Below are 24,169 nucleotides of genomic sequence, written 5' to 3'. Positions count from 1 at the left end.
ATGAATACGGTTTAAGCGATGACTTAAATCGTTTTTTTGTTCAATCTAGTACAATTACAAAGGAATATTACCATGCTTACGGTTAGGTTTTACAACCGCTTTATTCTCCAACATAGTAAATGCTTTTATGAGTTTACGTCTCGTATTATGAGGTAAAATCACTTCGTCAATAAAACCACGCTCCGCAGCACTATAAGGATTAGCGAAAAGTTCAGCGTATTCAGCTTCTTTTTCCTTCCATTTCGCTTCTTTATCGTCTGCTGATGAAATTTCGCGTTTAAAAATAATTTCTGCAGCTCCTTTGGCTCCCATTACTGCAATTTCGGCATTTGGCCATGCAAAATTCATGTCTGCTCCAATGTGTTTAGAGTTCATAACATCGTAAGCACCTCCATAGGCTTTACGTGTAATCACCGTGACTCTTGGTACAGTCGCTTCACTAAAGGCATAAAGTAATTTTGCTCCATTGGTAATAATCGCATTCCATTCTTGGTCAGTTCCTGGTAAAAATCCTGGAACATCTTCTAAGACTAGCAATGGAATATTAAAACAATCACAAAAACGTACAAAACGAGCTGCTTTTGTAGAACTGTCAACGTCTAAAACACCAGCTAAAAACATAGGTTGGTTGGCAACAATACCAACAGATTTCCCACCTAAACGTGCAAAACCAACGATGATATTCTCAGCAAAGTCCTTATGGATCTCATAAAATGAGTCCTCATCTATAATCCCTTCAATCACCTGATGCATATCGTACGGTTTATTAGGGTTTTCAGGTACAATGGTATCTAAAACGTCTCTAATTTCTTCTTTAATTTCAAAAGGAATGTCTAATGCCTTTTCTTTATTGCTCTGTGGTAAATAACTTAATAGTTGTTTTACATCTTCTAAGCACTCTATATCATTAGATGAGGTTTTGTGTGCAACTCCTGACTTTGTGGAGTGAACACTAGCACCTCCAAGCTCTTCACTGGTGACTTCTTCATTGGTAACTGTTTTAACGACATTAGGTCCGGTTACAAACATGTAACTGGTATCTTGTACCATTAATGTAAAATCTGTCATAGCAGGAGAATACACAGCACCACCAGCACAAGGGCCCATAATCGCTGAAATTTGAGGAATCACACCAGAAGCTTGTACATTTCTATAAAAGATGTCGGCATAACCACCTAAAGAGCGCACGCCTTCCTGTATACGTGCTCCACCAGAATCGTTTAAACCAATCACAGGTGCACCAACATTAACCGCCATATCCATAATTTTACAGATTTTTTCAGCATGTGTTTCTGAGAGTGAACCACCAAAAACCGTGAAGTCTTGTGCGAAGATATAGATGAGCCTTCCATTTACAGTACCATAACCAGTAACTACACCATCTCCATAGAATTGTTGATCTGCCATCCCAAAATCTTTAGTTCTGTGCGTTACTAAAGCACCAATTTCTTCAAAAGACCCTTCATCTAAAAGATACATCACACGTTCTCTCGCTGTTAGCTTTTTCTTTTGGTGTTGTTTATCTATTCGGGCTTGTCCTCCTCCTAATTTGGCTAAGGCTAGTTTATCGTTAAGTGTTTTTATTTTGTTGTCCATACTTTTTTCTTTTCTCGCAAAGGCACAAAGGCGCAAAGCTGTATGTCTTATATTGTTTTCATTGGGTATTCTAACGGCTAAAACCTAATAGTTAACCTCTAGTTTGGTACTCGTAATAATTTTTGATCTTCTAAATAACGCTTCAAGGCAATCTTTGCTGCAATCTCAGCTTCTTTTTTATGTTGCGCTTCTAAAAGGCTAGGGGAGTAGTACTTCTTTACAAAATGTGTATCAAAATTACCACTTCTAAACGCTTCGTGTTCACAAACAAATCGTCCAAAGGCTAAAGTAGTTTGCACACCTTTTATATGATAGTTATCAATCGCTTTTATCATCATTTCAATAGCTTCCTCTCGAGTGTCTCCATAAGTAATGAGCTTTGATAGCATTGGGTCATAATAAATAGGAATATCCATGCCTTCTTCAAAACCATTATCTACTCTAATATTTTCTCCTTCGGGTAATTGATACACTTCAAGATTACCAACACTTGGTAAGAAGTCGTTCATTGGATCTTCGGCATACACACGAAGTTCTAAAGCATGACCGTTAATTTTTAAATCCTCTTGCTTAATTTTTAGTTCTTCACCTCGAGCCACTTTAATTTGCAATTCCACCAAATCCACACCAGTAATCCATTCAGATACGGGATGTTCAACTTGCAATCTTGTATTCATTTCTAGGAAATAAAAATTCAGATTTTCATCTAAAAGAAACTCTACTGTTCCTGCTCCAATGTAATCACACGAGCGTGCGACATTGATGGCAGCTTGTCCCATTTGTTCTCTTAATTCTGGAGTTAAAACTGCAGATGGTGCTTCTTCAACAACTTTTTGATGACGACGTTGCACAGAACATTCGCGCTCAAAAAAATGTAAATAATTGTTATGCATATCTGCCATGACCTGAATTTCGATATGACGTGGTGAAGCCACATATTTTTCTATAAAAACCGAACCATCACCAAAAGCATTTGTGGCTTCACTAATAGCTCTATCCATTTGAGATTCAAACTCTTCAGCATTTTCTACAATACGCATCCCTTTTCCGCCACCACCTGCTGATGCTTTGATTAGAATTGGAAACCCAATCTCATTCGCAATTTTTTTAGCTTCAGGAATATCAGTAATCGCTTCCTCAGTTCCTGGTACCATAGGAATGTCATAGGCTTTAACCGTTTCCTTCGCAGCTAATTTGCTTCCCATGACTTTTATAGCCTTAGAACGTGGTCCAATAAATATGATGTCATTCGCTTCACACAACTCTGCAAAGTCAGCATTCTCACTAAGAAATCCATAACCAGGATGGATACCATCTACGTTAAGTGATTTGGCAACCTCTATAATTTTATCTCCTCTTAAATAGGATTGATTTGATGGTGCAGGACCAATGCAAACAGCTTCATCTGCAAATTTTACGTGTGGCGAATTTCGATCTGCCTCAGAAAACACAGCAACCGTCTTAATTCCCATTTTCTTTGCGGTTCGCATCACACGGATGGCGATTTCTCCTCTATTGGCAACAAGTATTTTTTTCATGAAAAATTTTTAATTTTTCGTTCCCATGAAAATGGGAACCTCATTTTTATATTTTTTATGGTCACTTCGAGTGAAATTCCTTTTTTTAGAATTTTGTATCGAGAAGCAATTATTGTACAAGTGGTTCTCGATACATTTTGCTCATTCTTCACAAAACACTCGAACTGACGTAGTTTTTTTATTCAAACGTTATTAAAAGTGAATTCTTATCTACGGTTTCGCCTTGTTTAACGCTTATAGACTTAATAATGCCTTCTCTTGGTGAATTAATAACATTCTCCATTTTCATGGCTTCTAATATCAAAAGCGCATCGTTTTCTTTAACTTCATTACCTTCAGCAACATTAATTTCTAATATTAATCCTGGCATTGGTGCTTTAATCTCATTCACTTTTTTAGAAGATCCAATTTCAAAACCTAAGGCCTCAATCTGTTGGTCTAAGGCGTTGTTGATATCAATTTGGTAGGTGTTACTATTTACCTTTATGGTATATTGTTTTTTGTTGAAATCTGATTGTAAAATAGACGCTTTTATAGAGCTATTATTATGTAAAACGTGGTAGCTGTTAGGTGTTGTTTCTACAGCATCTAGAGTTTTAATATCTGTTTCTGAGACCTCAAAAACATGTGACGTATCCACTTTTATTTTGTACATATTCGCTTAAATATTAGAAGATTATCAAATAATCGTTATTATAAGTGCAAAATATGAAATTTTAAGCTTTTAATTTACGGTTTTCACAAAGTTTTAAAGTTTGAATTCTCTTGATGTTTTTTAATGGCTTTTCGAGATAAATAGATCGCTAAGGCAAGTGAGATAAACGCTCCGATTGAAATACCAGGAATAAAGTTAATAAACAAGAAAAAGTCATAAGCTCCATGAAAGAGTACAGCTAAGAATAAGCCTGCCATATTGAGTTTTAATCTATTTTCTGAAAATTTTGCTTTACCCATATAATAGCCCATTAAAATCCCAAAAGTCGCATGAGCAGGAACAGCAGTAAAAGCTCTGAGGATGGCAGTTGTATAACCACCTTCTAAGACATACATTATGTTTTCTGTACAAGCAAATCCCATGGACACCATTACAGCGTAGATGATACCATCATAAGGTTCGTTAAAGGCCTTTTTTGGCTGATTAAAATACTTTACAATGACGTATTTACTAAACTCTTCAGATAAGGCTACCACAACAAAGGCCTGTATAAATTGTTGCCAAACACTAAATTCATCCGTTATGGGTATAAATCTACCAGTAAACATATACAGTATGGTAACAATGACTATGCTCACTATACTACCAAGCAGAAAACTTCCTAAAAGTAAGCCAATGGGCTCTTTTTCATACTTATCTTGAAAATAGATGTAGATAATAATGACCATTATAGGTGCTACTGCCAAGAGTAATAAATTCATAGGTCTAACTTGTTTTTAATGGCACTTAAAACAAAGATATAGTAAGATGCATTAGAGGGAATAAAATGTTGATTGGTTTTACTTTCATTTAATAAGGCTTCAAATTGCATAAAAGAAACTAGTTTAAGAGCTTCAACTTCATCTTCTTGAGGTGTAAGTTTATTTAGGTATGTATTTAATTCTGCTATAAAGACATGATGAAACTCATTGTCTTGTATAGTTCCGTAATTGGTTTGGTGCGGAAATATGCCAATCTTTTCAAGGTCTTTTGCTTTTAATTGAAAACCAATTTCTTCGTTTGTTTCTCTTAGCGCTGCCTCTATAAAGGTTTCGCCAGCATCTATATGGCCCGCGGCAGAAACGTCCCAAAGCAAAGGATGTATACTTTTTTTATGAGAACGTTGCTGTAGTAAAATTTCTCCGTCTTTTGTGTACAACCATACGTGAATAGTGTTATGGTACCAACCGTTTTTATGCGCATCGGACTTTAAAGCTGTTTTACCAGTGGGTTTTCCATTAGAGGTTACGATGTCTATATATTCGTCCATGTATAAAAAAGTAGACTGTCTGAAAAAGTCAATTAAACAACAGTCTGTCTGGTTGAGCCAATGGTTGAAAACACAGTATACTTTAATTGTAAGCACACTGCGAAGCAGTCGAAATGCTTTAATAAGCAAGATTTAGATATCTCAACTACGCTCAAAATGACAGAAAAATTTCTTTTCAGACGGTCAATTATTATTTAAAGTAACTAAAAGTTTCTCCGTCTTCAATTTTTAAGAGCGTTTCATAAATTAGTTTAATCACATTCTCTACATCGTCTTTATGTACCATTTCTACGGTGGTGTGCATATAGCGCAATGGTAAAGAAATTAATGCAGAAGCTACACCACCATTGCTGTATGCAAAGGCATCTGTATCTGTACCTGTTGCTCTAGATAAAGCGGCACGCTGAAAAGGAATTTTCTTTTCTTCTGCAGTGTCTGTTATTAAATCTCTAAGTTTTTGTTGTACCGCTGGTGCGTAAGCAACAACAGGGCCATCGCCAATTTTTGCTAAACCTTGTTTTTTAGGGTCTATCATTGGTGTTGTGGTGTCGTGAGTTACATCGGTTACAATGGCCACATTTGGCTGTATGGTTTCGGTAATCATTTGCGCACCACGTAGTCCTATTTCTTCTTGTACAGAATTTGTTATGTATAGGCCAAAAGGTAGTTTCTTTTTGTTTTCGTGAAGTAAGCGCGCTACTTCGGCAATCATGAAACCTCCCATTCTGTTATCTAAGGCGCGGCAAACAAATTTATCTTTATTAAGAATATGAAACTCATCTGGGTAAGTGATGACACAACCTACATGAACTCCCATTTTTTCGACCTCTTTTTTATCTTTTGCACCGATATCAATACAGATATTATCTGGTTTTGGCGGTTCTTCTTTAGAGCGGTTTCTTGTATGTATGGCTGGCCAGCCAAAAACACCTTTAACAATACCGTTTTTAGTATGAATATTTACCACCTTACTTGGAGCAATCTGGTGATCGCTACCACCATTTCTTATGACATAAAGCAAACCTTTATCTGAAATATAATTAACATACCATGAGATTTCATCAGCATGGCCTTCAATAACTACTTTATATTTTGCTTTAGGATTAATGACAGCTACGGCTGTACCATAAGTGTCTGTTATAAATTCATCTACGTACGGCTTAAGGTAATTCATCCAAATTTTTTGACCTTCCCATTCGTAACCAGTAGGTGAGGCGTTGTTTAAATATTTTTCTAAAAAGTCCATTGACTTTTTTGTAAGTAATTGCTTTTTTGCCATTGGTAAAATTTTCTTTAAAAATAATAATATTAATAGTATTTTAAGGGTAATGCCTATATTAATTCTTAATTTTGAACACGCTAATAATTCTTTTTTTGGTACGATTTTGGAGTTACACTACATATGAAATATTTTACATACATAGCATTATTATTTTCGGTGATTGTTTTTGCCCAAGAAAGGCCTAAAGAACAAGAAGAATCTAAAGAAGTTCAGTACATGATTATTGAAGGAGATTCTACCTTAATTACTGAAATTGAGTTAGACGAAGTTTTAATGTTACCTAACCTTAAATTTAATGATAGGGATGCTAGAATACGTTACATCATTTTAAGACGAAAAACACTTAAAGTTTATCCTTATGCAAAACTAGCCTCGGAACGTTTAGAAGCTTTAAAAAAACGTCTATCAACATTAAAAAGAAAGCGTGACAGAAAGCGCTACGCCAGAGTGATAAATAAATATATTGAAGATGAATTCTCTGCGGAATTAAAAAAACTGACTAAAACCGAAGGGCAGATACTAATTAAATTGATTCATCGGCAAACTGGCAAAACCGCTTTTGATCTCATTAAAGAATTACGTAGTGGTTGGAAGGCTTTTTGGTATAATAATACGGCAAGCTTATTTGATATTTCCTTAAAAAAAGAGTTTACACCTATTGCTGAAGAGGAAGATTATTTAATTGAGGATATTCTACAGCGTGCTTTTCAGAATCAACTATTGGAGCGTCAGAAACCTGCTTTTGATATAGACTTTTATGCGGCTGTTGCAAAATGGTCCAAAACAAAAAATAAATAATCTAAGTTTTTTTAATGAGAGTTCAAACCAAACTCGAAGAGCAATTAAATACATGGTCGCATGGTATTGGTGCTATATTAGGTGTCGTTGCTCTTATTTTACTCATAATGGTTTCGGTTACCACTACGAAACTTTATAGTCTTTTTAGTGTCCTTGTTTATGGTACATCTATTATTACGTTGTTTTTAGCTTCAACGCTTTATCATGCCGTAAAAGAGCAGCGGAGAAAACACTATTTTAGAATTGCAGATCACATTAGTATTTACCTTTTAATTGCAGGAACGTACACACCTGTATTATTAATATCATTGCGCGATAGCCTAGGATGGCCATTGTTTTTTATTGTTTGGAGTATAGCTGCTTTTGGTGTAGTATTGAAACTGTTTTTTACAGGAAAATACGAGATATTTTCAACCTTACTCTATTTAGTTATGGGTTGGTTAATTGTGTTTGATTATAGCAATGTAGCCAGAGTCCTAGGCGCAGATGGCGTGTTTTGGCTCTTTGCAGGTGGTCTGTTTTATACGGTAGGCATCATCTTTTATATTATTGAAAGAATACCATACAACCATGTGATATGGCACTTATTTGTACTAGCAGGTGCCATTTGCCATTTCTTTATGATTTTTTGGTATGTTATTTAGGGTAATGTAGTGCTTTTAATAGCTGTTTTACTCCATGGTATGGTAAACGTTTTGCACATCATCATCCTCTTCTAATTTTTCAATTAGTTTTTCTACATCTTGAACTTGATCCTCATTTAATTTTTTAGTGACTTGTGGAATACGCTCAAAACCAGAAGATATAATTTCGATGTTGTTTTCTTCTAAATACGATTGAATATTTCCGAAACTCTCAAATGGTGCATAGATCATAACACTTGTCTGTTCGTTGCCATCAGCGTCTTCGTCCGTGTCTTCAAAAATTTCTTCGACACCAAAGTCAATCAATTCCAGTTCTAACTCTTCTAAATCTAAGTCGGCACCATCAATTTTAAAATTACAAGTATGATCAAACATAAAAACAACAGAGCCTTGAGTGCCTAAACTGCCATCGCACTTATTAAAATATGAGCGTACGTTAGCCACTGTACGTGTGTTATTGTCTGTAGCTGTTTCTATGAGTACGGCAATACCATGCTGCGCATACCCTTCGAATATAACTTCTTTATAATCTCCTTGGTTTTTATCTGAGGCACGCTTTATAGCACGTTCTATATTGTCTTTTGGCATATTCACCGACTTGGCATTTTGTATCACTGCTCTAAGTCGCGAATTACTATCTGGGTCTGGGCCACCTTCCTTAACAGCCATTACAATATCTTTACCAATACGCGTAAAGGCCTTGCTCATAGCTGACCAACGTTTCATTTTTCTTGCTTTTCTAAATTCAAAAGCTCTTCCCATTAAAAATTATATTTTTATTTCCGTGCAAACGGAAACTTTGTTAAACTAATTGTATCGTTAATTTCAAAGATAATTCTTTTAAAAAATTTTACAAGAAGAATTATTCCTCAACCTCTACTATGGCTTCAATCGCTTCTGCAAGCTTAAAGTCTTTATTGGTAACATCTCCAGCATCGTGCGTTGACAATGTTATTTTTAGAACGTTATATACATTACTCCAGTCTGGATGATGATTTTGAGCCTCGCACTCAAAAGCAATACGGCTCATAGCACTAAAGCAATCTTTAAAATTATCAAATTCAAACTCTGCATGTATTGCATTGTCATAATAGTCCCAATCTGGGAAATGAAGTAGTTTCTTTTCTATTGTTGCTTGATCTAATGTCATACGTTTTATTTGTAAGTTTTTTAAAATTAATAAAAATCATTGATGCGTACAAGGCTAACATCATCTGGTTTAAGCTTAGCTTTATTGTATTGATTTAAAATGAATATTAACACTAAATACGGATCTTTTGTAAACTACTTAGCGAGCTCTTCTAAAACCTTATCACTCGTTATTTGAAGATGTTTAGGCAGTTTGTTAAACTTAGGTAATACGGCTAAATACCGATCTTCATTTGTAGTGTAAACATGTTTTAGTAGTACTTTTTTATCTGTGATTGTTGTTAAAATTTCCTTTACAAATTCGTCATGATGAATTAAATCTGTACTTCCGAGATGAAAAATACCGTGTTTGTTTCTGTTGATAATGTAATGTATTTGTTGTGTTACTTTTTTATCTAAAGTAACATTCATTATTAGATTTGGAAAGATTTCAACTTTTTCGTTCTCTGTGATTAGAGATTTCATTTCTTGTATTCTAGGGCAATTATGACCAAAAACCATTGGCAACCTTATAATAGCAACTTGCTTTTTTGGTAAGCGCAAAAACATATTCTCTATTTTAATCTTAAAATGGCCATAAATACTATGACTTAAGGTCTTGTCTAACTCGTAACTTGGGTATTTGCTGTAGGCATCAAATGCATTGGCAGAGGATAAGAAAATAATTTTAATACCGTTTGCTAAAGCATATTCAGCTATGTGTTGATGGGCTATAGTTTGGGCATGAAAATCACCTCGCAGCGCAGAGATAATAATGGTTGGCTTGGTAACTTCCAAAATTTCGTAAACATCATCCTCTTCAATATTATACTGAAAGAATTGTTTGTTAGTTTCAAAGTCTCGTTTTGGAGTTCGGTATGTACCGTATGTTCTATAGTAAGGGCCTATTTCTTTATAAATACCATTACCTAGATAACCGCTTGCTCCTAATATCAGTACACGATGTTTGTTTACATTCTCCTTCATTAATCAATCTGAAGCATTATGTTATGCTTTGTAAAAAGGCAATTTAACGACGGTTGCGGGAATTGCCTTTTTGCGCACCTGTATATTAATTTTACTATCTACCTTAGCAAAAATTTTAGGAACATACCCTAAGCCAATACCATAACCCAAACTTGGACTCATAGTACCAGACGTAACATTGCCAATAGTAGTGCCATTGCCGTCTACAATATCATAACCATGACGAGGAATACCACGTTCTTCCATTTTAAACGCTACTAATTTGTGCTCTGGAGTCCTCTCTTTTTCAGCCTTTAGTGCCTCACTATTGGTAAAGTCTTTGTTGAATTTACAAACCCAGCCTAAACCAGCTTCAATAGGAGAGGTGGTGTCATCAATATCGTTGCCGTATAAGCAGTAGCCCATTTCTAATCTTAAAGTGTCTCTTGCCGCTAAGCCAATAGGTTTAATACCAAAATCCGCACCAGCTTGTAATACCTTGTCCCAGATTTGTTTTACTTCTGAGTTTTTACAATAAATTTCAAATCCACCACTACCAGTATAACCTGTTGCAGAAATAATAACGTTTGCTACGCCTGCAAAGTCTCCAACTTCAAAGTTGTAAAATTTAATAGCAGATAAATCATGGCTTGTTAAGGATTGCATAGCTTCTACAGCCTTTGGCCCTTGTATAGCTAGTAGAGAATAATCTTCGCTCAAATCTCGCATATTAGCACCTACATCGTTTTTAGACGCTATCCAGTTCCAGTCTTTTTCTATATTACTAGCATTAACGACCAATAAGTAACTTTCATCTTTAATTTTATAAATAATTAAATCATCTACAATACCACCATCATCATTTGGTAAGCAACTGTATTGTGCTTTGCCAATTTGGAGTTTAGAAGCGTCGTTACTCGATACTTGTTGAATCAATTCTAAAGCCTTAGGCCCCTCAATTAAAAACTCACCCATATGAGACACATCAAAAACACCTACAGCACTACGAACGGTCTCGTGCTCTATGGTAACACCTTCGTATTGCACAGGCATATTATAACCAGCAAATGGTACCATTTTGGCGCCTAATGCTTCGTGAGTAGTTGTTAATGCTGTATTTTTCATTGACTATGTTTTTTAATTAAGTTGCGCAAAATTAAGCAATTTTAGGCTGTAAATTTCAATATACAGGCATAAAAAAAGCTGTCTAAAAAACTCAAATACATAGGTCTGAATTTGTTTTCAGAACATCTAAACTGTCGCGTTTTACACAGCTTCTGATTATAAGGTCTATTTTGGTTTAGAATTGGTATCTAACTCCTAAAGCTATATCAAAACCTAAATCATCATTAAAATCTCCAAAACCTAGTTCTGGCCTAAAATCTAAAGATAGTAATAGTGGGATATCAAAATTATATTCAATACCAATATCGCCAGCAATAAAGGCAAACGTGTCGTTATCAGCATTATCAATATTAAATGATCCCAATCCACCACCAGCACCAGCGTACCAATTAAAATCACCATCTAATTGCCAAACCCATTGGTATAGTCCTGTGAGCTTAAACCCATCAAAGTTATTGCCACTTCGCCAGCCTAAGTCAACTTCTAATCTATTGTTACTGCCCAGAGCACGTTGGTAAGATATTTCAGCACCAAAGGCATCACTATCTCCTAAGCGTAAACCAATGGCGTTTTCAGCTATCTCTTGTGCGTTAGATGTTAATGTAAAAGCTATAAATAAGACACCTATAAAAGCTATTTTTTTCATAAAATTAAAGTTTAAATTCAGATTGTTGTATTAGATTCAAGCGTAAAATTATATTAAATTTGACAGTGAAATTGATCCTTAAAGATAATTTTAAAACTCTTTTATTATCATTTTATTTTAATACTTCTAAATGAAAAAACTTTTAAGTGCGTTAAAATTAAAGCTTCATGGTGAGCTGTGTTTTGACGATTTAATGTTAAAGCTCTATGCAACGGATGCCTCGGTTTATAGAATGATGCCCTTGGCAGTAGCGCTACCAAAGACCGTTGATGACATTAAAGAACTTATTCGTTTTGCAAACACAAATAACACATCCTTAATACCTAGAACAGCAGGAACTTCTTTAGCAGGCCAAGTTGTAGGTAACGGTATTGTAGTTGATGTGTCTAAATATTTTACCAAGATTTTAAATGTAAATGAAAATGCACGTACTGTAACTGTACAACCAGGAGTGGTAAGGGATGAGCTAAATAATTATTTGAAGCCTTTTGGGTTGTTTTTTGGGCCAAATACTTCAACATCTAACCGATGTATGATTGGTGGCATGGTAGGTAATAATTCTTCTGGCACTACATCCATACGGTTTGGTGTTACAAGGGATAAGGTGTTAAGCATGAAGGTTTTGTTGAGCGATGGTTCTCTGGTTGAATTTTCAAATTTATCCTCTAGCCAATTTAAAGATAAGCTAAAGTTAAACACACAAGAAGGTCACATTTATAAAACAATCTATGAGGCCTTAGAGCCAGACGCTGTTAAAAAAGAAATAGAAGCGCAATTCCCAAAACCTGAAATTCATAGAAGAAATACAGGTTACGCTATAGATGAGTTAATTAAGTCTAAGGTTTTTACACAATCATTAGCTTTAGAAGGTGAAAGTATTACTAATGCATTTAATATGTGTAAGTTATTAACAGGTAGCGAGGGTACTTTGGCTTTTACTACAGAAATAACCTTACAGTTAGATGAATTACCGCCAGAACAAAGTGCTATGGTGGCCTTACACTTTAGTAGTATTGGTAACTGCATGAAGGCGGTAAAACCACTTATGCAGCATAATTTATACACCTGTGAGATGATGGATGATACCATTCTTAATCTTACAAAACACAATAAAAGACAACAAACAAACAGATCTTTTATAGAAGGTGAACCGGTAGCCATTTTAATGTGCGAATTAAAAGCAGATACCCAAAAAGCACTCCAACAGCAAATAGATGAATTGCTGGTAACAATTAATACGCTTAATTTAAGTTATGCGTCGCCTGTATTAAAAGGTAATGCCATTATTAAGGCTTTTGAATTGCGCAAAGCAGGTTTAGGCTTGCTAGGTAATATCATTGGCGATAAAAAAACAGTAGCTTGTATTGAAGATACTGCCGTAGCATTAGATGATCTTAACGATTATATTTCTGACTTTACCGCGTTAATGAAATCGCATAACCAAAATGCGGTGTACTATGCACATGCTGGTGCAGGTGAGTTGCATCTAAGACCAATATTAAACCTCAAAAATGCCGACGATGTTAGTGAGTTTAGAGCTATTACCACAAATGTTGCAAAACTTGTAAAAACCTATAAAGGTGCTATGTCTGGTGAGCATGGAGATGGTATTGTACGTTCAGAATTTATACCCATGATGATTGGTGATGCCAATTATCAAATTTTAAAACGTATTCAATCTGCGTTTGATCCAAATTGTATTTTTAATCCTGGTAAAATTGTTAATGCCTTGCCGATGGATCAAAATCTTCGCTATGGCGCTGATAAGGAAGAACCAGCAATAGAAACAATTCTAGATTTTTCAAAATCTAAAGGTATTTTAAGGGAAGCGGAGAAGTGCAATGGGTCTGGTGATTGTAGAAAGTTACCTGAGTTTGGTGGTACTATGTGCCCTAGTTACAGAGCTACAAAGAATGAAAAAGATACCACAAGAGCAAGAGCTAATGCGCTTAGAGAATTTTTAACCCATTCGGAAAAGGAGAATAAATTTAATCACAAAGAATTAAAAGGTGTTTTTGATTTATGTCTTAGTTGTAAAGCCTGTGCCAGCGAATGTCCAAGTAGTGTGGACGTAGCGAGTTTAAAAGCAGAATTCCTATACCATTATCAAGAAGCAAACGGCTATAAATTTAAAGATCGTTTTTTTGCAAATGCGACTAAGTATAACAAAATAACTTCAAAAGCTCCAAGCTTTTACAATGCATTATTTAAGACTAAATTTGTATCGAGTTTTATGAAATTAGCTTTAGGAATCCATCCTAAACGTAGCTTTCCTGAGGTATCCAAATCTTACACAAATATTCATAGTAAAACTGAAAGTTTAGACTCAATTTTAGCTTTTAAAAACCCCATTAAAACTGTAGTTTTATTCGTAGATGAGTTTACAAATTACTTAGAATCTTCAATAGCAATAGATTCTAAATTTCTACTTGAATCATTAGGTTATAATGTATTGCCAATTAGTCGTTTAGAAAGTGGTAGAACCTATTTGTCTAAAGGATTTTTAAAAGAAGTAAAGGCTATTGCAAATGAAAATGTAAATTTCTTTAAAGGCCATGTCAATGATGATTTTTATTTATTAGGAATTGAACCTTCAGCAATACTTACTTTTAAGGACGAATATCCAAAATTAGCTGATGATAAAGCTGCGGCAAAAGCTATAGCAAATAGGACATTTTTAATTGAACAATTTATTCAACAAGAGATTCAATTAGGGCATATAAAGTCTAATCAGTTTATTAATGAAGCAAAGGCTATTAAGTTCCATGGACATTGTCATCAAAAAGCTTTAGCTAACCAAAAATCGAGCTTTGATATATTGAATTTACCTCAAAACTATTCAGTTACGATTATACCTAGTGGATGCTGCGGTATGGCTGGTAGTTTTGGTTATGAAAAACAGCATTATGACGTGAGTATGCAAATCGGCGAGCAAACACTCTTTCCTGCGATACGAAAAGCGAAATCAGATATTATTATTGCGGCTAATGGTACGAGTTGCAGGCATCAAATTAAAGATGGTACAGGCAGATTAGCTAAGCATCCTGTTACCATTTTAAAAGAAGCATTGATTTGATGTTTCAGCTATGGCTATTTAACAAGGGTTAAAGCCGCAATAAAATCGTTCTCATTAATTTCTTTTATAACTTCATTACTAATTAAAGTTGACAGTTTGTTTTCCTTGTAATTATAAATTTTCCAACGTTTAAACTGATACTCTAAGGCCGTAAAATGTTCTGTCCATGCCCCAGAATTTAGGTAAGTTACCTTACCATATTTGTTTTCTTTAATTTCAATTTTAGGTCTACCTAAGTGTCCACAAAGTACATAATCACAGTTATTTTTAATGGCTAAATCTACTACAACCTTTTCAGTGTCTAACGGAAATTGTTCTACGTTTTTTATACCCTTTATATTTAAAAAAGTCGCACATCGGTTTTTTCTTAGCTTTTCTAAACTGTAAGCTGCAAATTGATTAAACCTAAGCGTAATTCTGTAAAGAAAAGGGCAGCGTTTAGCAAACCAAATTAAAATTTGAATTAGAGCACCAAAATTATCACCATTAAAAATCCAAACTCTTTTACCGTCAACATTTAGTAGTGTTTGATTGGTTATAATAAGGTTTACATGTTTAGATTTAACAAATGCACTCAAAGCTTTTATGGTATTACTCGTAATACATTTTACTTCTGTGCCTTTGGTCGCAAAATCCATTATTTTTTTAATGATCTTTAGATGATGCTCAGAAAGGTTGGGCTTTTCACATGGGTTAGCGTCAAAAATATCGCCAGTTAAAATTAATAGTTTAGGCTCAATACTATTTAGATACGCAAGTAGACGTTCGTCTTCACCATTAAGGCTACCGAGACGAGTATTAGAAATAATTGCAATTTCAACTTTACGTTTAATTTTCAAAACAACTTTAACTTTTGCACAAAGAACAACAACTCATATTAACAAGATGTAAAGCCTTGATTAATAAAGTATAAGTAAATTGTTAAGCGAATGTTATTCGATTTATATAAAGTTAATATTTGATCTACTTTATACCGAAATATCAACAGTGATTTTTGTTTCTGTAATAATACATTTACATTAGCGCAAAATATTTATTAATGGCAGGAAATTCCTTTGGAAAATTATTTAGACTTACCACGTTTGGCGAGTCTCATGGTATTGCGATTGGTGGAATTATAGATGGCTGTCCATCTGGTTTAAAATTAGATTTTGAAGCCATTCAGTATGAGTTAGATCGTCGTAAGCCAGGACAATCAAAAATTGTAACACAACGAAAAGAACCAGATACTGTAGAGTTTTTATCTGGTATCTTTGAAGGTATAACCACAGGAACACCAATTGGTTTTATCATTAAAAATACAAATCAAAAATCTAAAGATTATTCTCATATAAAGGATGTGTATCGTCCAAGTCATGCGGACTATACTTATGATAAAAAGTATGGAGTAAGAGATTATAGAGGTGGTGGACGAAGTTCAGCAAGGGAAACCGCAAGTAGAGTTGTAGCTGGTGCTATTGCAAAGCAATTTCTAAATTCTGTTGCTATTAATGCATTCACTTCTTCTGTTGGTGATATTTTCTTAGAAAAACCTTATAAAGACTTAGATTTTTCTAAGATAGATTCTAATGTTATTCGTTGCCCAAATGAAGCTATTGCAGAAAAAATGATAGCAAAAGTACAAGAGGTAAAAAAAGAGGGTGATACCATAGGAGGTACGATTACTTGTGTGCTTCAAAATGTTCCTGTAGGATTAGGAGAGCCTGTATTTGATAAATTACATGCAGAACTCGGAAAAGCAATGCTATCTATAAATGCCGTAAAAGGCTTTGAGTATGGTAGTGGTTTTTGTGGAGCAAGAATGAAAGGTAGCAATCATAACGATAAATTTAATGAAGACGGAAGTACACAAACTAATTTATCTGGTGGCGTACAAGGTGGCATAAGTAACGGAATGGATATCTATTTTAGAGTTGCTTTTAAACCTGTAGCAACTACACTTCAAAAACAAGATACTATTAATAGTGCTGGTGAAACTGTAGAGATGCAAGGTAAAGGCAGACACGATCCTTGTGTGGTGCCAAGAGCAGTACCAATTGTTGAGGCTATGGCTGCATTGGTATTGGCAGATTACGTACTCTTGCGTAGACAAGAATCTCGCGATTGGTAATAACCTTATATTTAAGCAGTTATCTATCTTAGCTATACGCATAAAACCGCTAAGCGGAAATTTAATATATAGAAAAATTCCTTCCTAAAGCGAAGGTTAGTATGGGCTTATGAAAAAACTAGCATTACACTGGAAGATTATTATCGGAATGGTACTTGGTATTATTTGGGCCTTAATATCGAGTTCAATGGGCTGGAGTGAATTTACTATTAATTGGATTGATCCTTTTGGGACTATATTTATAAATCTTCTAAAATTAATTGCAGTGCCTTTAGTATTATTTTCTATAATAGGAGGCGTTGCCAATATTGGTGATCCCTCTAGCTTAGGTAGAATGGGTGGTAAAACTTTAGGTATTTATTTGTTAACGACAGTATCTGCTATTGCCTTAGGTTTACTTTTAGTAAACGTCATTAGCCCAGGTAAATTAATTGATGAAGAGAGTAGAGTAGACAACAGAATAAGTTATGAAATATGGGCTGATGCTGAAGGTTATGAAATTAAAGACGGTATTAACTATCTTAAAGACCCAAAGTTTTTTAAACGTGCACAAGAGATTTCAGAATTGTCTAAAAATGAATTGCAAAATGCTGCAGTGGCAGACAAAATGAAAGCGGTTAAAAGTAAAAAAGAAACCTCGCCATTACAACCACTTGTAGATATCGTACCAAGCAACTTCTTCTATTCGTTATCTAACAATGGTCTAATGCTTCAGATCATTTTCTTTGCTGTGTTTTTTGGAGTTTGTTTATTATTTATATCAAAAGATAAGTCGCAGCCTGTTCTTAATTTAGTAGATGGTATAAATGAGGTGTTTTTAAAGATGGTAGATCTTGTTATGCAAGCAGCACCATTTTTTGTATTTGCTTTACTAGCTGGTGTTGTAAGTAAAATGGCAGGTAACGATATTGGAAAAGTTGTAGAAATCTTTAAAGGGTTAAGTTGGTATTCACTTACTGTACTTATTGGCTTATTACTGATGATTTTTGTTATATATCCGCTTGTTTTAAAGATGTTTGTTCGTAAAATACCATACTCAGGATTCTTTAAATCTATGAGTCCTGCACAGACTTTAGCATTTTCTACATCGAGTAGCGCAGCAACATTACCTGTAACTATGGAATGTGTAGAGCAAAACCTTGGTGTTAATAAAAAGATAAGCAGTTTCGTTTTGCCTATTGGTGCTACGGTGAACATGGATGGTACAAGCTTGTATCAAGCCGTTGCAGTTATATTTTTAGCTCAAATGCACATGATAGATCTAACCATTGGTCAACAAGTTACAGTAGTTTTAACGGCAACTTTAGCCTCTATAGGTTCTGCTGCAGTACCTAGCGCTGGTTTAGTAATGCTTATTATAGTACTAAGTTCAGTAGGCTTAAACCCAGCTTGGATTGCTATAATCTTTCCTGTAGATAGAATCTTAGATATGTTTAGGACTGTAGTCAATGTAACAGGTGATGCCACGGTCTGTTCGATTATTGCTGATGGCGAAAATATGTTAGATTATATAGACCCAGAAAACCCTACAGAGACTTTTGATTTAGATTCATAATTTCATTTTTCATTAAATCTCCTTAACTTTAAAGAGTTAAGATTAACCAAAAATATAAATGAATGAATGTTTGCTTCATAATGTATCCTTGGGAAACTATAGATCCTGAAAATGATACCAGTTTAGCTTTAATAAAAGAATGTGCTAAAAGAGGCCACGGAGTAGCTATATGTACTCCTGCTAACCTAACGATTAGAGATAGTGTTACCAATGCGTTTTGTAATGTTATTGGGCGTATGGAAAAAGTACCCTCATCGCTAAAATCGTTTTATAACAAAGCTAAATTACGAGAGGAAATGTTGCCTTTAGCTGGTTTTGATGCTATTTTCTTTAGGGCTAATCCACCATTAGACCCAATAATGCTTAACTTTCTCGATTCTGTAAAGGATGATGTTTTTATTGTTAATTCTTTACAAGGCATGCGCGAAGCCAACAATAAGCTTTATACTGCTGCTTTTGGTGACGCACATAGCAATATTATACCAAACACCCACGTATCAAAAAACAAAAATTATTTAATAAAGCAAATTAAAGAGTCTAAAGCTGATAAAATGATTTTAAAACCATTAAATGGCTTTGGTGGTTCGGGTGTTATTCTTATTGAAAAGTCGGCTATGAACAATATTAATTCGCTGCTGGATTTTTATATTTCTACTGGTGATGATGAGTCTAATTATGTAATCCTTCAAGATTACATTGAAGGTGCAGATCAAGGTGATGTAAGAATTTTATTGTTGAATGGGGAACCCGTAGGGGCAATGAAACGTGTACCAGGATCGGATGATCATCGTTCTAATGTGTCTGCAGGTGGGAGTGTACAAAAACATTCACTTACCAAAGCGGAAAAGGCTTTATGCAAACAAATAGGCCCAAAATTAGTTAAGGATGGGTTATATTTTGTTGGTATTGATGTTATTGGTGGTAAGCTTGTAGAGGTCAACGTAATGTCACCAGGTGGCATTACTTATATCAACAAGGTTTATAAAAATAAACATAAAGTAGAGGAAAAGGTAATTGACTTTTTAGAGAGTAAAGTTTTAGACAAGTTACAAGCCTTTGATAGAAGAACAAGACTGCGCAAAACGGTTGAAGAAGCCTAATTATTTCTATTTTAATTAATCTCAGATTTTATAATTGAATGAAAACAATAGATTGGACAAGAGATGAGCTTGTTGCCTACATATTACTGTTTGCTGCACACTCTGATTTTAAGGAAGATAATAAGGAACGTAATGTCATTATCTCTAAAGTAGATATGCAAACCTTTCAGGAAATTCATGACGAGTTTAGTAATGATAACGACTATCAAAGTATTAAGAAAATAATGATAAGCTTAGATCAGCATAACTATGACAAGGAGGATATTGATATGCTACTCTCTGATATTAAAGTGTTGTTCTTCGCTGATGGCGACTTCAATGTATTAGAACAAAATATGTTGCGGTTTTTAGAAAAACTATTAAAGCCTTAGCCATGCAAAAATTGCCCTTAAACACAATCATCTCTAAAATTAAATCAGAAGAAACCTTTCATGCAGTAGCAGAGGACTATTCCTTTACTATAAAGATTGATGAGTATGTACCCTATGTCTGTGGTGCTGTGCATGATGGACATCAATTTAGAAAAAGTCTTTGGGATAATTGTTTACACACCGAATATGAGCGTTGGTACGAAGAAGATCCTGAAACTAAGAACATGGTTTTATCTCACCCAATTGTTATAGCAGGTTGCGACTCTAGATTTGAATACGATCTTAATAGAGATCCAGAACATGCCGTTTTTGATACCGCTTGGGGAAAACAACTTTGGAAAAATCCCTTACCAGAAGTTGAAAAAGAAAAGAGCTTAGAAAAACACGCTAATTTTTATAAAGTTGTCCATGCTTTAATTGAAACAATAGAAACTAAGTTTGGATCCTGCATCGTTTATGATATGCATAGCTATAATTGGCAACGATGGGATAGGGAAGTGCCAACTTGGAATTTGGGTACTTCTAACATAGATACGGAACGTTTTGGTGAATTTGTTGAAACTTGGCGACAAGCATTAGCAAGCATTGACTTGCCAAATGGTATAAAACAAACTGCCAAAATTAACGACACTTTTCAAGGAAATGGTTATTTTTTAAAATACATCACAAATAACTTTAAGGATACCTTAGTTTTGGCGACTGAAATCGCCAAGGTGTATTGCGATGAATATAAACAGATTAATTACCCAGAAGTTGCAGCAGCTGTCGAAATTCAGTTAAGACATCTTATCCCACAGCACGCTAACACATTTTATAAACAGCTTTAAAAATAATGCCCCAAATAAAGACTACAGAAGAGTTTCAAGATTTATTTGATATTGATGCCAACCTTAATAGATTGGTTAAAAATATTGAATTACTTAACTACATAAATCCACTTAACATTGCATCCGAGAAGAAGAAATTCTTTGCTTCAAAATATAATTATGAACCAGAGTTTAAGTATCGTAAAGTTAGGTTTAACGGCTATAAATTACACCGTTTATTTTTCTCTCAACGACTAGAGCGGATCGGAGATGATGATATAAGGCAACTCTATGAAGATGTTATTTACGAATATTCGAGCTTAATTGAATGCATTGAGACTATTGGGCAAGGTCGTAAATTTTATTTTAATAGTCTTAAGAGTTTTGGAACGCCAACAGAGAATGATATTGAAAATGCCAAATTCATTTTACGTTTTGATGATTCTGAATTTAATGAGGAAATGCTTCCTATTTATAATGCGGATGAGGCTAAGGCTTATTTTGAAAAATTTTCTAAACGGTATGATTTTTCATACAATGTAAAAATTTCAAGTCATCTTTCTGCTGCGGCAATGGTGCTTAACAATACACAAACTTTAGTGCTTAAAAAAGGTTATAAATATAGCCTCAATCAATTAAAAGTTTTGAGCAACCACGAAATAGGCGTGCATTTGGTTACCACGTTTAACGGTTTAGATCAACCCTTAAAGGTATTTTCTAATGGTTTGCCCAATAATGTAGAGACGCAGGAAGGACTTGCTGTATATGCAGAATACATGAGTAATTGTCTTACTATTGAGCGTTTGAAAGAACTGTCCTTTAGAGTTTTGGCTGTGAATAGTTTAAATAAGGGTTATGATTTTTCAGATACATTTCATTTGTTACACAATCATTATAAACTAAATAGAGATAAAGCTTTTGCTATTACCTTAAGAGTTCATAGAGGTGGCGGATTTACAAAAGACCATTTATATTTAAGGGGTCTGCGTAAGATTTATCAATATGCCAAAGCAGGTAACGATTTATCCATTCTGCTTTTAGGTAAGGTGAGTCAACATTATATACCTACAATGGAGAAGTTGCTACAGTATGGTCTTGCGGCAAAACCCAAGTATTTTACGGATGCTTATGTTACTAATGACAATGCTAATCCTAATTTAGATTTTATACTACGAAGTTTAAAATAAGCCTCAAAGCTTCAAATTTTTGGTGAATATCTTGGCATTGAGACTTGTAAATATATTTAAAAATCATCTTTAAAACACCTTAGAGGTTAATACGTTTACCTTTTGGGTATTTTATAGAATAAGAATGCTCTACTTTATCGACCGCACCAGAGCTTAAGTTAATTACCCATTTTAGAATACCTTTATCTTTGTCGTATTGCGAAGTTCCAGTATCAATATCATCGAGTTTTATGGACTTATTCTGTGTTATTGGAATTCTATCTAGTAGTGTTAATTGGATATTAGACTGTTTATTATTTCTTACTTCAATTTCAAAAGCTTTGTATACTACCTTGTTATTTCCTATAAATGTTGTTTTCTTAAAATCATTTCGCTGTGTACGTTTTACAATTATATTAGGATTTACACCAAGAGAAATGGTTAAGCTATCTGAGGTTGCACCTGGGTTAATATTGGTCTTACCGGAGTAGCTTCCTTCAAAATAAACATTAGCTTCTGCTGGTAACAAATTATATTGCTCCCAGTTGCCGATTTTTGCAGTAAGAAATACATTTTCGTTTAATACTGGTGCCGAAAAATAAGTGTATTTAGCTGGGACATTAAATTTATCAATTTCTATCACTGTGACGTCTCCGTCTGAAGGTATAGAATAGGCTTTGTCAATTTCAAAACGTGTGTTTGTTATGCCAGTTTCTATGGTGACTCCGAGTTCATTCTTATTCGGTCTAAATCCATTTTTGGTCTTTATTACAATAACACCATTGTTACCTCTATTACCGTAAATAGCTGTTGCTTTTGCATCTTTTAATACATCAATTGAAGCTATATCATTTTCATTTAAAGAGCGAAAATTACTTTCATTTACAAGGTAACCATCAATTATAAATAAAGGCTCTACATTACCATGAAAGGAAGAAACTCCTCTTAATTGGACAAGAGAATTACCTCCTGGTTGCCCAGAACTCTTTGTAATATTTAGTCCAGCGACTTGCCCAGATAAAGCTTTAACAAAGCTATTATTGGGTCTATTCTCATATCCAGTTACAACTACTTCATCTAAAAGAGACGCATCTTCATTGAGTGCCACATTCATAATGCTAGAGTGTATTGGTAGTTCTTCGGTTTTCATGCCTACATAAGAATAAACTATAGCGTTGCCTCCAGATGTTTTAAGCGCATAATTACCATCAAAATCAGACTGTACTCCGTTAGAGGTTCCTTTCTCAATAATAGTAACACCTGGCAAAGGCAAGCCATCACTAGAAGATGTTACCACACCAGAAACCGTTTTAACCAGTGGATTATACTTGTAATTATAAGATCTTGTGGCACGCTGAGATTGATAATTGCTGTAGGGATTAACAAAATTTAAATACTTTGGATTTACAATTGGTTTTTCGTTATTGGTGTTTGGATCGCTTGTAGACAGCACTAAATCTACATTGGTCCAATCACAACCTGAATTTTGAAACACATGTGCTTTATATTCTAAATTTATTGGGCTATTGATTTTATCGGCTTTGAGATCGTAAATAGGGAACCAACCAGCATTTTTAATATTGTAAGCTATTTTTAGGTCTAATTCAATGGGTTTTTCAGAATTTAACTTTAAGGTTATTTCGCCAGTTTGTATTTTTTCGTCACTATTAAATTCTAAGAGCTGTTTATTAATAGTCTGCTTTTGATTAGTTAGTTTATCTACAGTTTTGTTAGAGGTGTTAATTGCACTTTTTAGCTCTGTTATTCTGGTTCTGTAATACGTTGCAAATTTCTTTAATTCTTCTAAACTTACCACTTCAGACTCGTTACCCAATCGTTTATTACTTTGAATTAAGCTTATTTCTTCATTATACCCAGAAATTAAATCATATTCATATTGAATAGAACCTTCAATAGCCTCTAAATCGGCTTTTAATGCTGTAATAGAATCATTTTGCTTTTGTTTAGAAAGGTAGTTAATTCCGTAGTTTATAGATAGTATAGAGGCTGTTTTTAATCCGGATATTTGAATACTACTTTCTTGTATATGTGGAGACAATTTATTGAAGGTAAACTCAGTAGTACCAGATTTTAATTTAACGGGTGCTTGGCGATTAATCTCTGCACCATCTAGGTAAACAGTTACACTTCTAATTTTGCTTTTGGTCTGCGCTTGTACTTGTATAACGAAGCAAATAAGTAAGCTACTTAGGATGTTTTTTTTCATAATTTAGATTTTAATGTGTTAAAACTACTAAGTACAGTTTGGCACCAAAATCTAAAATGAGTAAACCTTAC

General features: G+C 34.4%; 22 protein-coding genes. 9 read left to right on the top strand and 13 right to left on the bottom strand.

Annotated elements, in window-relative coordinates; translation table 11 throughout:
• Window positions 1-54: 54 nt before the first annotated feature.
• The 6 genes from Q0800_RS06270 to Q0800_RS06245 form a co-directional block, all read right to left on the bottom strand.
• Window positions 55-1,596, bottom strand: coding sequence for an acyl-CoA carboxylase subunit beta (locus tag Q0800_RS06270; protein ID WP_299128390.1), 1,542 nt, complete (start codon window positions 1,594-1,596; stop codon window positions 55-57).
• Window positions 1,597-1,694: 98 nt separating this feature from the next.
• The gene (gene accC / locus Q0800_RS06265) at window positions 1,695-3,134 is read right to left on the bottom strand and encodes an acetyl-CoA carboxylase biotin carboxylase subunit (protein WP_299128389.1); all 1,440 of its coding nucleotides are present in this window, start codon (window positions 3,132-3,134) and stop codon (window positions 1,695-1,697) included.
• Window positions 3,135-3,312: 178 nt separating this feature from the next.
• Entirely contained in the window at window positions 3,313-3,789 is a 477-nt protein-coding gene (locus tag Q0800_RS06260; RefSeq protein ID WP_299128388.1) for an acetyl-CoA carboxylase biotin carboxyl carrier protein subunit, read from the bottom strand.
• An 83-nt stretch (window positions 3,790-3,872) separates the two neighbouring features.
• Window positions 3,873-4,550 carry a PrsW family glutamic-type intramembrane protease gene (locus tag Q0800_RS06255; protein ID WP_299128387.1) on the bottom strand — a complete coding sequence of 226 codons (678 nt, stop codon included), beginning with the start codon at window positions 4,548-4,550 and terminating at the stop codon, window positions 3,873-3,875.
• Window positions 4,547-5,098: an NUDIX domain-containing protein gene (locus Q0800_RS06250; RefSeq protein WP_299128386.1), complete on the bottom strand. Its 552-nt coding sequence runs from the start codon at window positions 5,096-5,098 to the stop codon at window positions 4,547-4,549. The genes Q0800_RS06255 and Q0800_RS06250 overlap by 4 nt, the downstream gene beginning before the upstream one ends.
• A gap of 190 nt (window positions 5,099-5,288) precedes the next feature.
• The gene (locus tag Q0800_RS06245; protein WP_299128385.1) at window positions 5,289-6,377 is read right to left on the bottom strand and encodes a M42 family metallopeptidase; all 1,089 of its coding nucleotides are present in this window, start codon (window positions 6,375-6,377) and stop codon (window positions 5,289-5,291) included.
• 123 nt (window positions 6,378-6,500) lie between these two features.
• On the opposite strand from Q0800_RS06245, the gene Q0800_RS06240 reads away from it, so the two are divergent.
• Together Q0800_RS06240 and Q0800_RS06235 are read left to right on the top strand one after the other, a co-directional pair.
• Window positions 6,501-7,178: a DUF4294 domain-containing protein gene (locus Q0800_RS06240; protein ID WP_299128384.1), complete on the top strand. Its 678-nt coding sequence runs from the start codon at window positions 6,501-6,503 to the stop codon at window positions 7,176-7,178.
• A 14-nt stretch (window positions 7,179-7,192) separates the two neighbouring features.
• Complete coding sequence (locus Q0800_RS06235; protein WP_299128383.1) at window positions 7,193-7,822, top strand: hemolysin III family protein; 630 nt, start codon at window positions 7,193-7,195, stop codon at window positions 7,820-7,822.
• Window positions 7,823-7,849: 27 nt separating this feature from the next.
• Here Q0800_RS06235 and Q0800_RS06230 read toward each other — a convergent pair whose 3' ends face one another.
• The 5 genes from Q0800_RS06230 to Q0800_RS06210 form a co-directional block, all read right to left on the bottom strand.
• Window positions 7,850-8,584, bottom strand: a complete 735-nt coding sequence (locus Q0800_RS06230; RefSeq protein WP_299128382.1) for a YebC/PmpR family DNA-binding transcriptional regulator — start codon at window positions 8,582-8,584, stop codon at window positions 7,850-7,852.
• 100 nt (window positions 8,585-8,684) lie between these two features.
• Window positions 8,685-8,972, bottom strand: coding sequence for a 4a-hydroxytetrahydrobiopterin dehydratase (locus tag Q0800_RS06225; RefSeq protein WP_299128381.1), 288 nt, complete (start codon window positions 8,970-8,972; stop codon window positions 8,685-8,687).
• A 134-nt stretch (window positions 8,973-9,106) separates the two neighbouring features.
• Window positions 9,107-9,937 carry a sugar nucleotide-binding protein gene (locus Q0800_RS06220; RefSeq protein ID WP_299128380.1) on the bottom strand — a complete coding sequence of 277 codons (831 nt, stop codon included), beginning with the start codon at window positions 9,935-9,937 and terminating at the stop codon, window positions 9,107-9,109.
• A gap of 21 nt (window positions 9,938-9,958) precedes the next feature.
• Window positions 9,959-11,041 (bottom strand): glycine cleavage system aminomethyltransferase GcvT, encoded by a 1,083-nt coding sequence (gene gcvT, locus Q0800_RS06215; protein ID WP_299128379.1) that lies wholly within the window; start codon window positions 11,039-11,041, stop codon window positions 9,959-9,961.
• 175 nt (window positions 11,042-11,216) lie between these two features.
• A complete protein-coding gene (locus Q0800_RS06210) occupies window positions 11,217-11,687 on the bottom strand; it encodes a hypothetical protein (protein ID WP_299128378.1) in 471 nt (156 codons plus the stop codon).
• Window positions 11,688-11,817: 130 nt separating this feature from the next.
• Between Q0800_RS06210 and Q0800_RS06205 the strand changes: the two genes are divergently transcribed.
• The gene (locus Q0800_RS06205) at window positions 11,818-14,763 is read left to right on the top strand and encodes an FAD-binding and (Fe-S)-binding domain-containing protein (protein ID WP_299128376.1); all 2,946 of its coding nucleotides are present in this window, start codon (window positions 11,818-11,820) and stop codon (window positions 14,761-14,763) included.
• A gap of 14 nt (window positions 14,764-14,777) precedes the next feature.
• On the opposite strand, the gene Q0800_RS06200 is transcribed toward Q0800_RS06205, so the two are convergent.
• Window positions 14,778-15,602 (bottom strand): UDP-2,3-diacylglucosamine diphosphatase, encoded by an 825-nt coding sequence (locus Q0800_RS06200; protein ID WP_299128373.1) that lies wholly within the window; start codon window positions 15,600-15,602, stop codon window positions 14,778-14,780.
• A gap of 200 nt (window positions 15,603-15,802) precedes the next feature.
• Between Q0800_RS06200 and aroC the strand changes: the two genes are divergently transcribed.
• The 6 genes from aroC (at window position 15,803) to Q0800_RS06170 (ending at window position 21,892) form a co-directional block, all read left to right on the top strand.
• Window positions 15,803-16,873 carry a chorismate synthase gene (gene aroC, locus Q0800_RS06195; protein WP_299128371.1) on the top strand — a complete coding sequence of 357 codons (1,071 nt, stop codon included), beginning with the start codon at window positions 15,803-15,805 and terminating at the stop codon, window positions 16,871-16,873.
• Between the two features lie 109 nt (window positions 16,874-16,982).
• Entirely contained in the window at window positions 16,983-18,428 is a 1,446-nt protein-coding gene (locus Q0800_RS06190) for a dicarboxylate/amino acid:cation symporter (protein WP_299128369.1), read from the top strand.
• 62 nt (window positions 18,429-18,490) lie between these two features.
• The gene (gene gshB, locus Q0800_RS06185; protein ID WP_299128368.1) at window positions 18,491-19,528 is read left to right on the top strand and encodes a glutathione synthase; all 1,038 of its coding nucleotides are present in this window, start codon (window positions 18,491-18,493) and stop codon (window positions 19,526-19,528) included.
• A gap of 38 nt (window positions 19,529-19,566) precedes the next feature.
• On the top strand, window positions 19,567-19,899 hold the full coding sequence (locus Q0800_RS06180) for a hypothetical protein (RefSeq protein WP_299128367.1): 333 nt from the start codon (window positions 19,567-19,569) through the stop codon (window positions 19,897-19,899).
• 2 nt (window positions 19,900-19,901) lie between these two features.
• Window positions 19,902-20,726, top strand: a complete 825-nt coding sequence (locus Q0800_RS06175) for an N-formylglutamate amidohydrolase (RefSeq protein ID WP_299128364.1) — start codon at window positions 19,902-19,904, stop codon at window positions 20,724-20,726.
• 5 nt (window positions 20,727-20,731) lie between these two features.
• Window positions 20,732-21,892, top strand: coding sequence for a flavohemoglobin expression-modulating QEGLA motif protein (locus Q0800_RS06170; RefSeq protein ID WP_299128363.1), 1,161 nt, complete (start codon window positions 20,732-20,734; stop codon window positions 21,890-21,892).
• A gap of 79 nt (window positions 21,893-21,971) precedes the next feature.
• Here Q0800_RS06170 and Q0800_RS06165 read toward each other — a convergent pair whose 3' ends face one another.
• Entirely contained in the window at window positions 21,972-24,098 is a 2,127-nt protein-coding gene (locus tag Q0800_RS06165; RefSeq protein ID WP_299128362.1) for a mucoidy inhibitor MuiA family protein, read from the bottom strand.
• Between the last annotated feature and the right edge of the window lie 71 nt (window positions 24,099-24,169).

This window comes from uncultured Winogradskyella sp. (genome assembly GCF_937958655.1).
Taxonomy (GTDB): Bacteria; Bacteroidota; Bacteroidia; order Flavobacteriales; family Flavobacteriaceae; genus Winogradskyella.
Note: the sequence above shows the minus strand (reverse complement) of the source record. Positions and strands in the feature narration are given on the sequence as shown.

Bases quoted from the DNA above. Each gene is read 5' to 3' on its own strand.
- Q0800_RS06165 (WP_299128362.1), bottom strand. From the start codon at position 24,098: ATGAAAAAAAACATCCTAAGTAGCTTACTTATTTGCTTCGTTATACAA.
- accC (WP_299128389.1), bottom strand. From the start codon at position 3,134: ATGAAAAAAATACTTGTTGCCAATAGAGGAGAAATCGCCATCCGTGTG.
- Q0800_RS06210 (WP_299128378.1), bottom strand. From the start codon at position 11,687: ATGAAAAAAATAGCTTTTATAGGTGTCTTATTTATAGCTTTTACATTA.
- Q0800_RS06240 (WP_299128384.1), top strand. From the start codon at position 6,501: ATGAAATATTTTACATACATAGCATTATTATTTTCGGTGATTGTTTTT.
- Q0800_RS06220 (WP_299128380.1), bottom strand. From the start codon at position 9,937: ATGAAGGAGAATGTAAACAAACATCGTGTACTGATATTAGGAGCAAGC.
- Q0800_RS06205 (WP_299128376.1), top strand. From the start codon at position 11,818: ATGAAAAAACTTTTAAGTGCGTTAAAATTAAAGCTTCATGGTGAGCTG.
- Q0800_RS06225 (WP_299128381.1), bottom strand. From the start codon at position 8,972: ATGACATTAGATCAAGCAACAATAGAAAAGAAACTACTTCATTTCCCA.
- Q0800_RS06190 (WP_299128369.1), top strand. From the start codon at position 16,983: ATGAAAAAACTAGCATTACACTGGAAGATTATTATCGGAATGGTACTT.
- Q0800_RS06260 (WP_299128388.1), bottom strand. From the start codon at position 3,789: ATGTACAAAATAAAAGTGGATACGTCACATGTTTTTGAGGTCTCAGAA.
- Q0800_RS06235 (WP_299128383.1), top strand. From the start codon at position 7,193: ATGAGAGTTCAAACCAAACTCGAAGAGCAATTAAATACATGGTCGCAT.
- Q0800_RS06175 (WP_299128364.1), top strand. From the start codon at position 19,902: ATGCAAAAATTGCCCTTAAACACAATCATCTCTAAAATTAAATCAGAA.
- Q0800_RS06230 (WP_299128382.1), bottom strand. From the start codon at position 8,584: ATGGGAAGAGCTTTTGAATTTAGAAAAGCAAGAAAAATGAAACGTTGG.
- Q0800_RS06270 (WP_299128390.1), bottom strand. From the start codon at position 1,596: ATGGACAACAAAATAAAAACACTTAACGATAAACTAGCCTTAGCCAAA.
- gcvT (WP_299128379.1), bottom strand. From the start codon at position 11,041: ATGAAAAATACAGCATTAACAACTACTCACGAAGCATTAGGCGCCAAA.
- Q0800_RS06250 (WP_299128386.1), bottom strand. From the start codon at position 5,098: ATGGACGAATATATAGACATCGTAACCTCTAATGGAAAACCCACTGGT.
- Q0800_RS06180 (WP_299128367.1), top strand. From the start codon at position 19,567: ATGAAAACAATAGATTGGACAAGAGATGAGCTTGTTGCCTACATATTA.
- aroC (WP_299128371.1), top strand. From the start codon at position 15,803: ATGGCAGGAAATTCCTTTGGAAAATTATTTAGACTTACCACGTTTGGC.
- gshB (WP_299128368.1), top strand. From the start codon at position 18,491: ATGAATGTTTGCTTCATAATGTATCCTTGGGAAACTATAGATCCTGAA.
- Q0800_RS06255 (WP_299128387.1), bottom strand. From the start codon at position 4,550: ATGAATTTATTACTCTTGGCAGTAGCACCTATAATGGTCATTATTATC.
- Q0800_RS06170 (WP_299128363.1), top strand. From the start codon at position 20,732: ATGCCCCAAATAAAGACTACAGAAGAGTTTCAAGATTTATTTGATATT.
- Q0800_RS06245 (WP_299128385.1), bottom strand. From the start codon at position 6,377: ATGGCAAAAAAGCAATTACTTACAAAAAAGTCAATGGACTTTTTAGAA.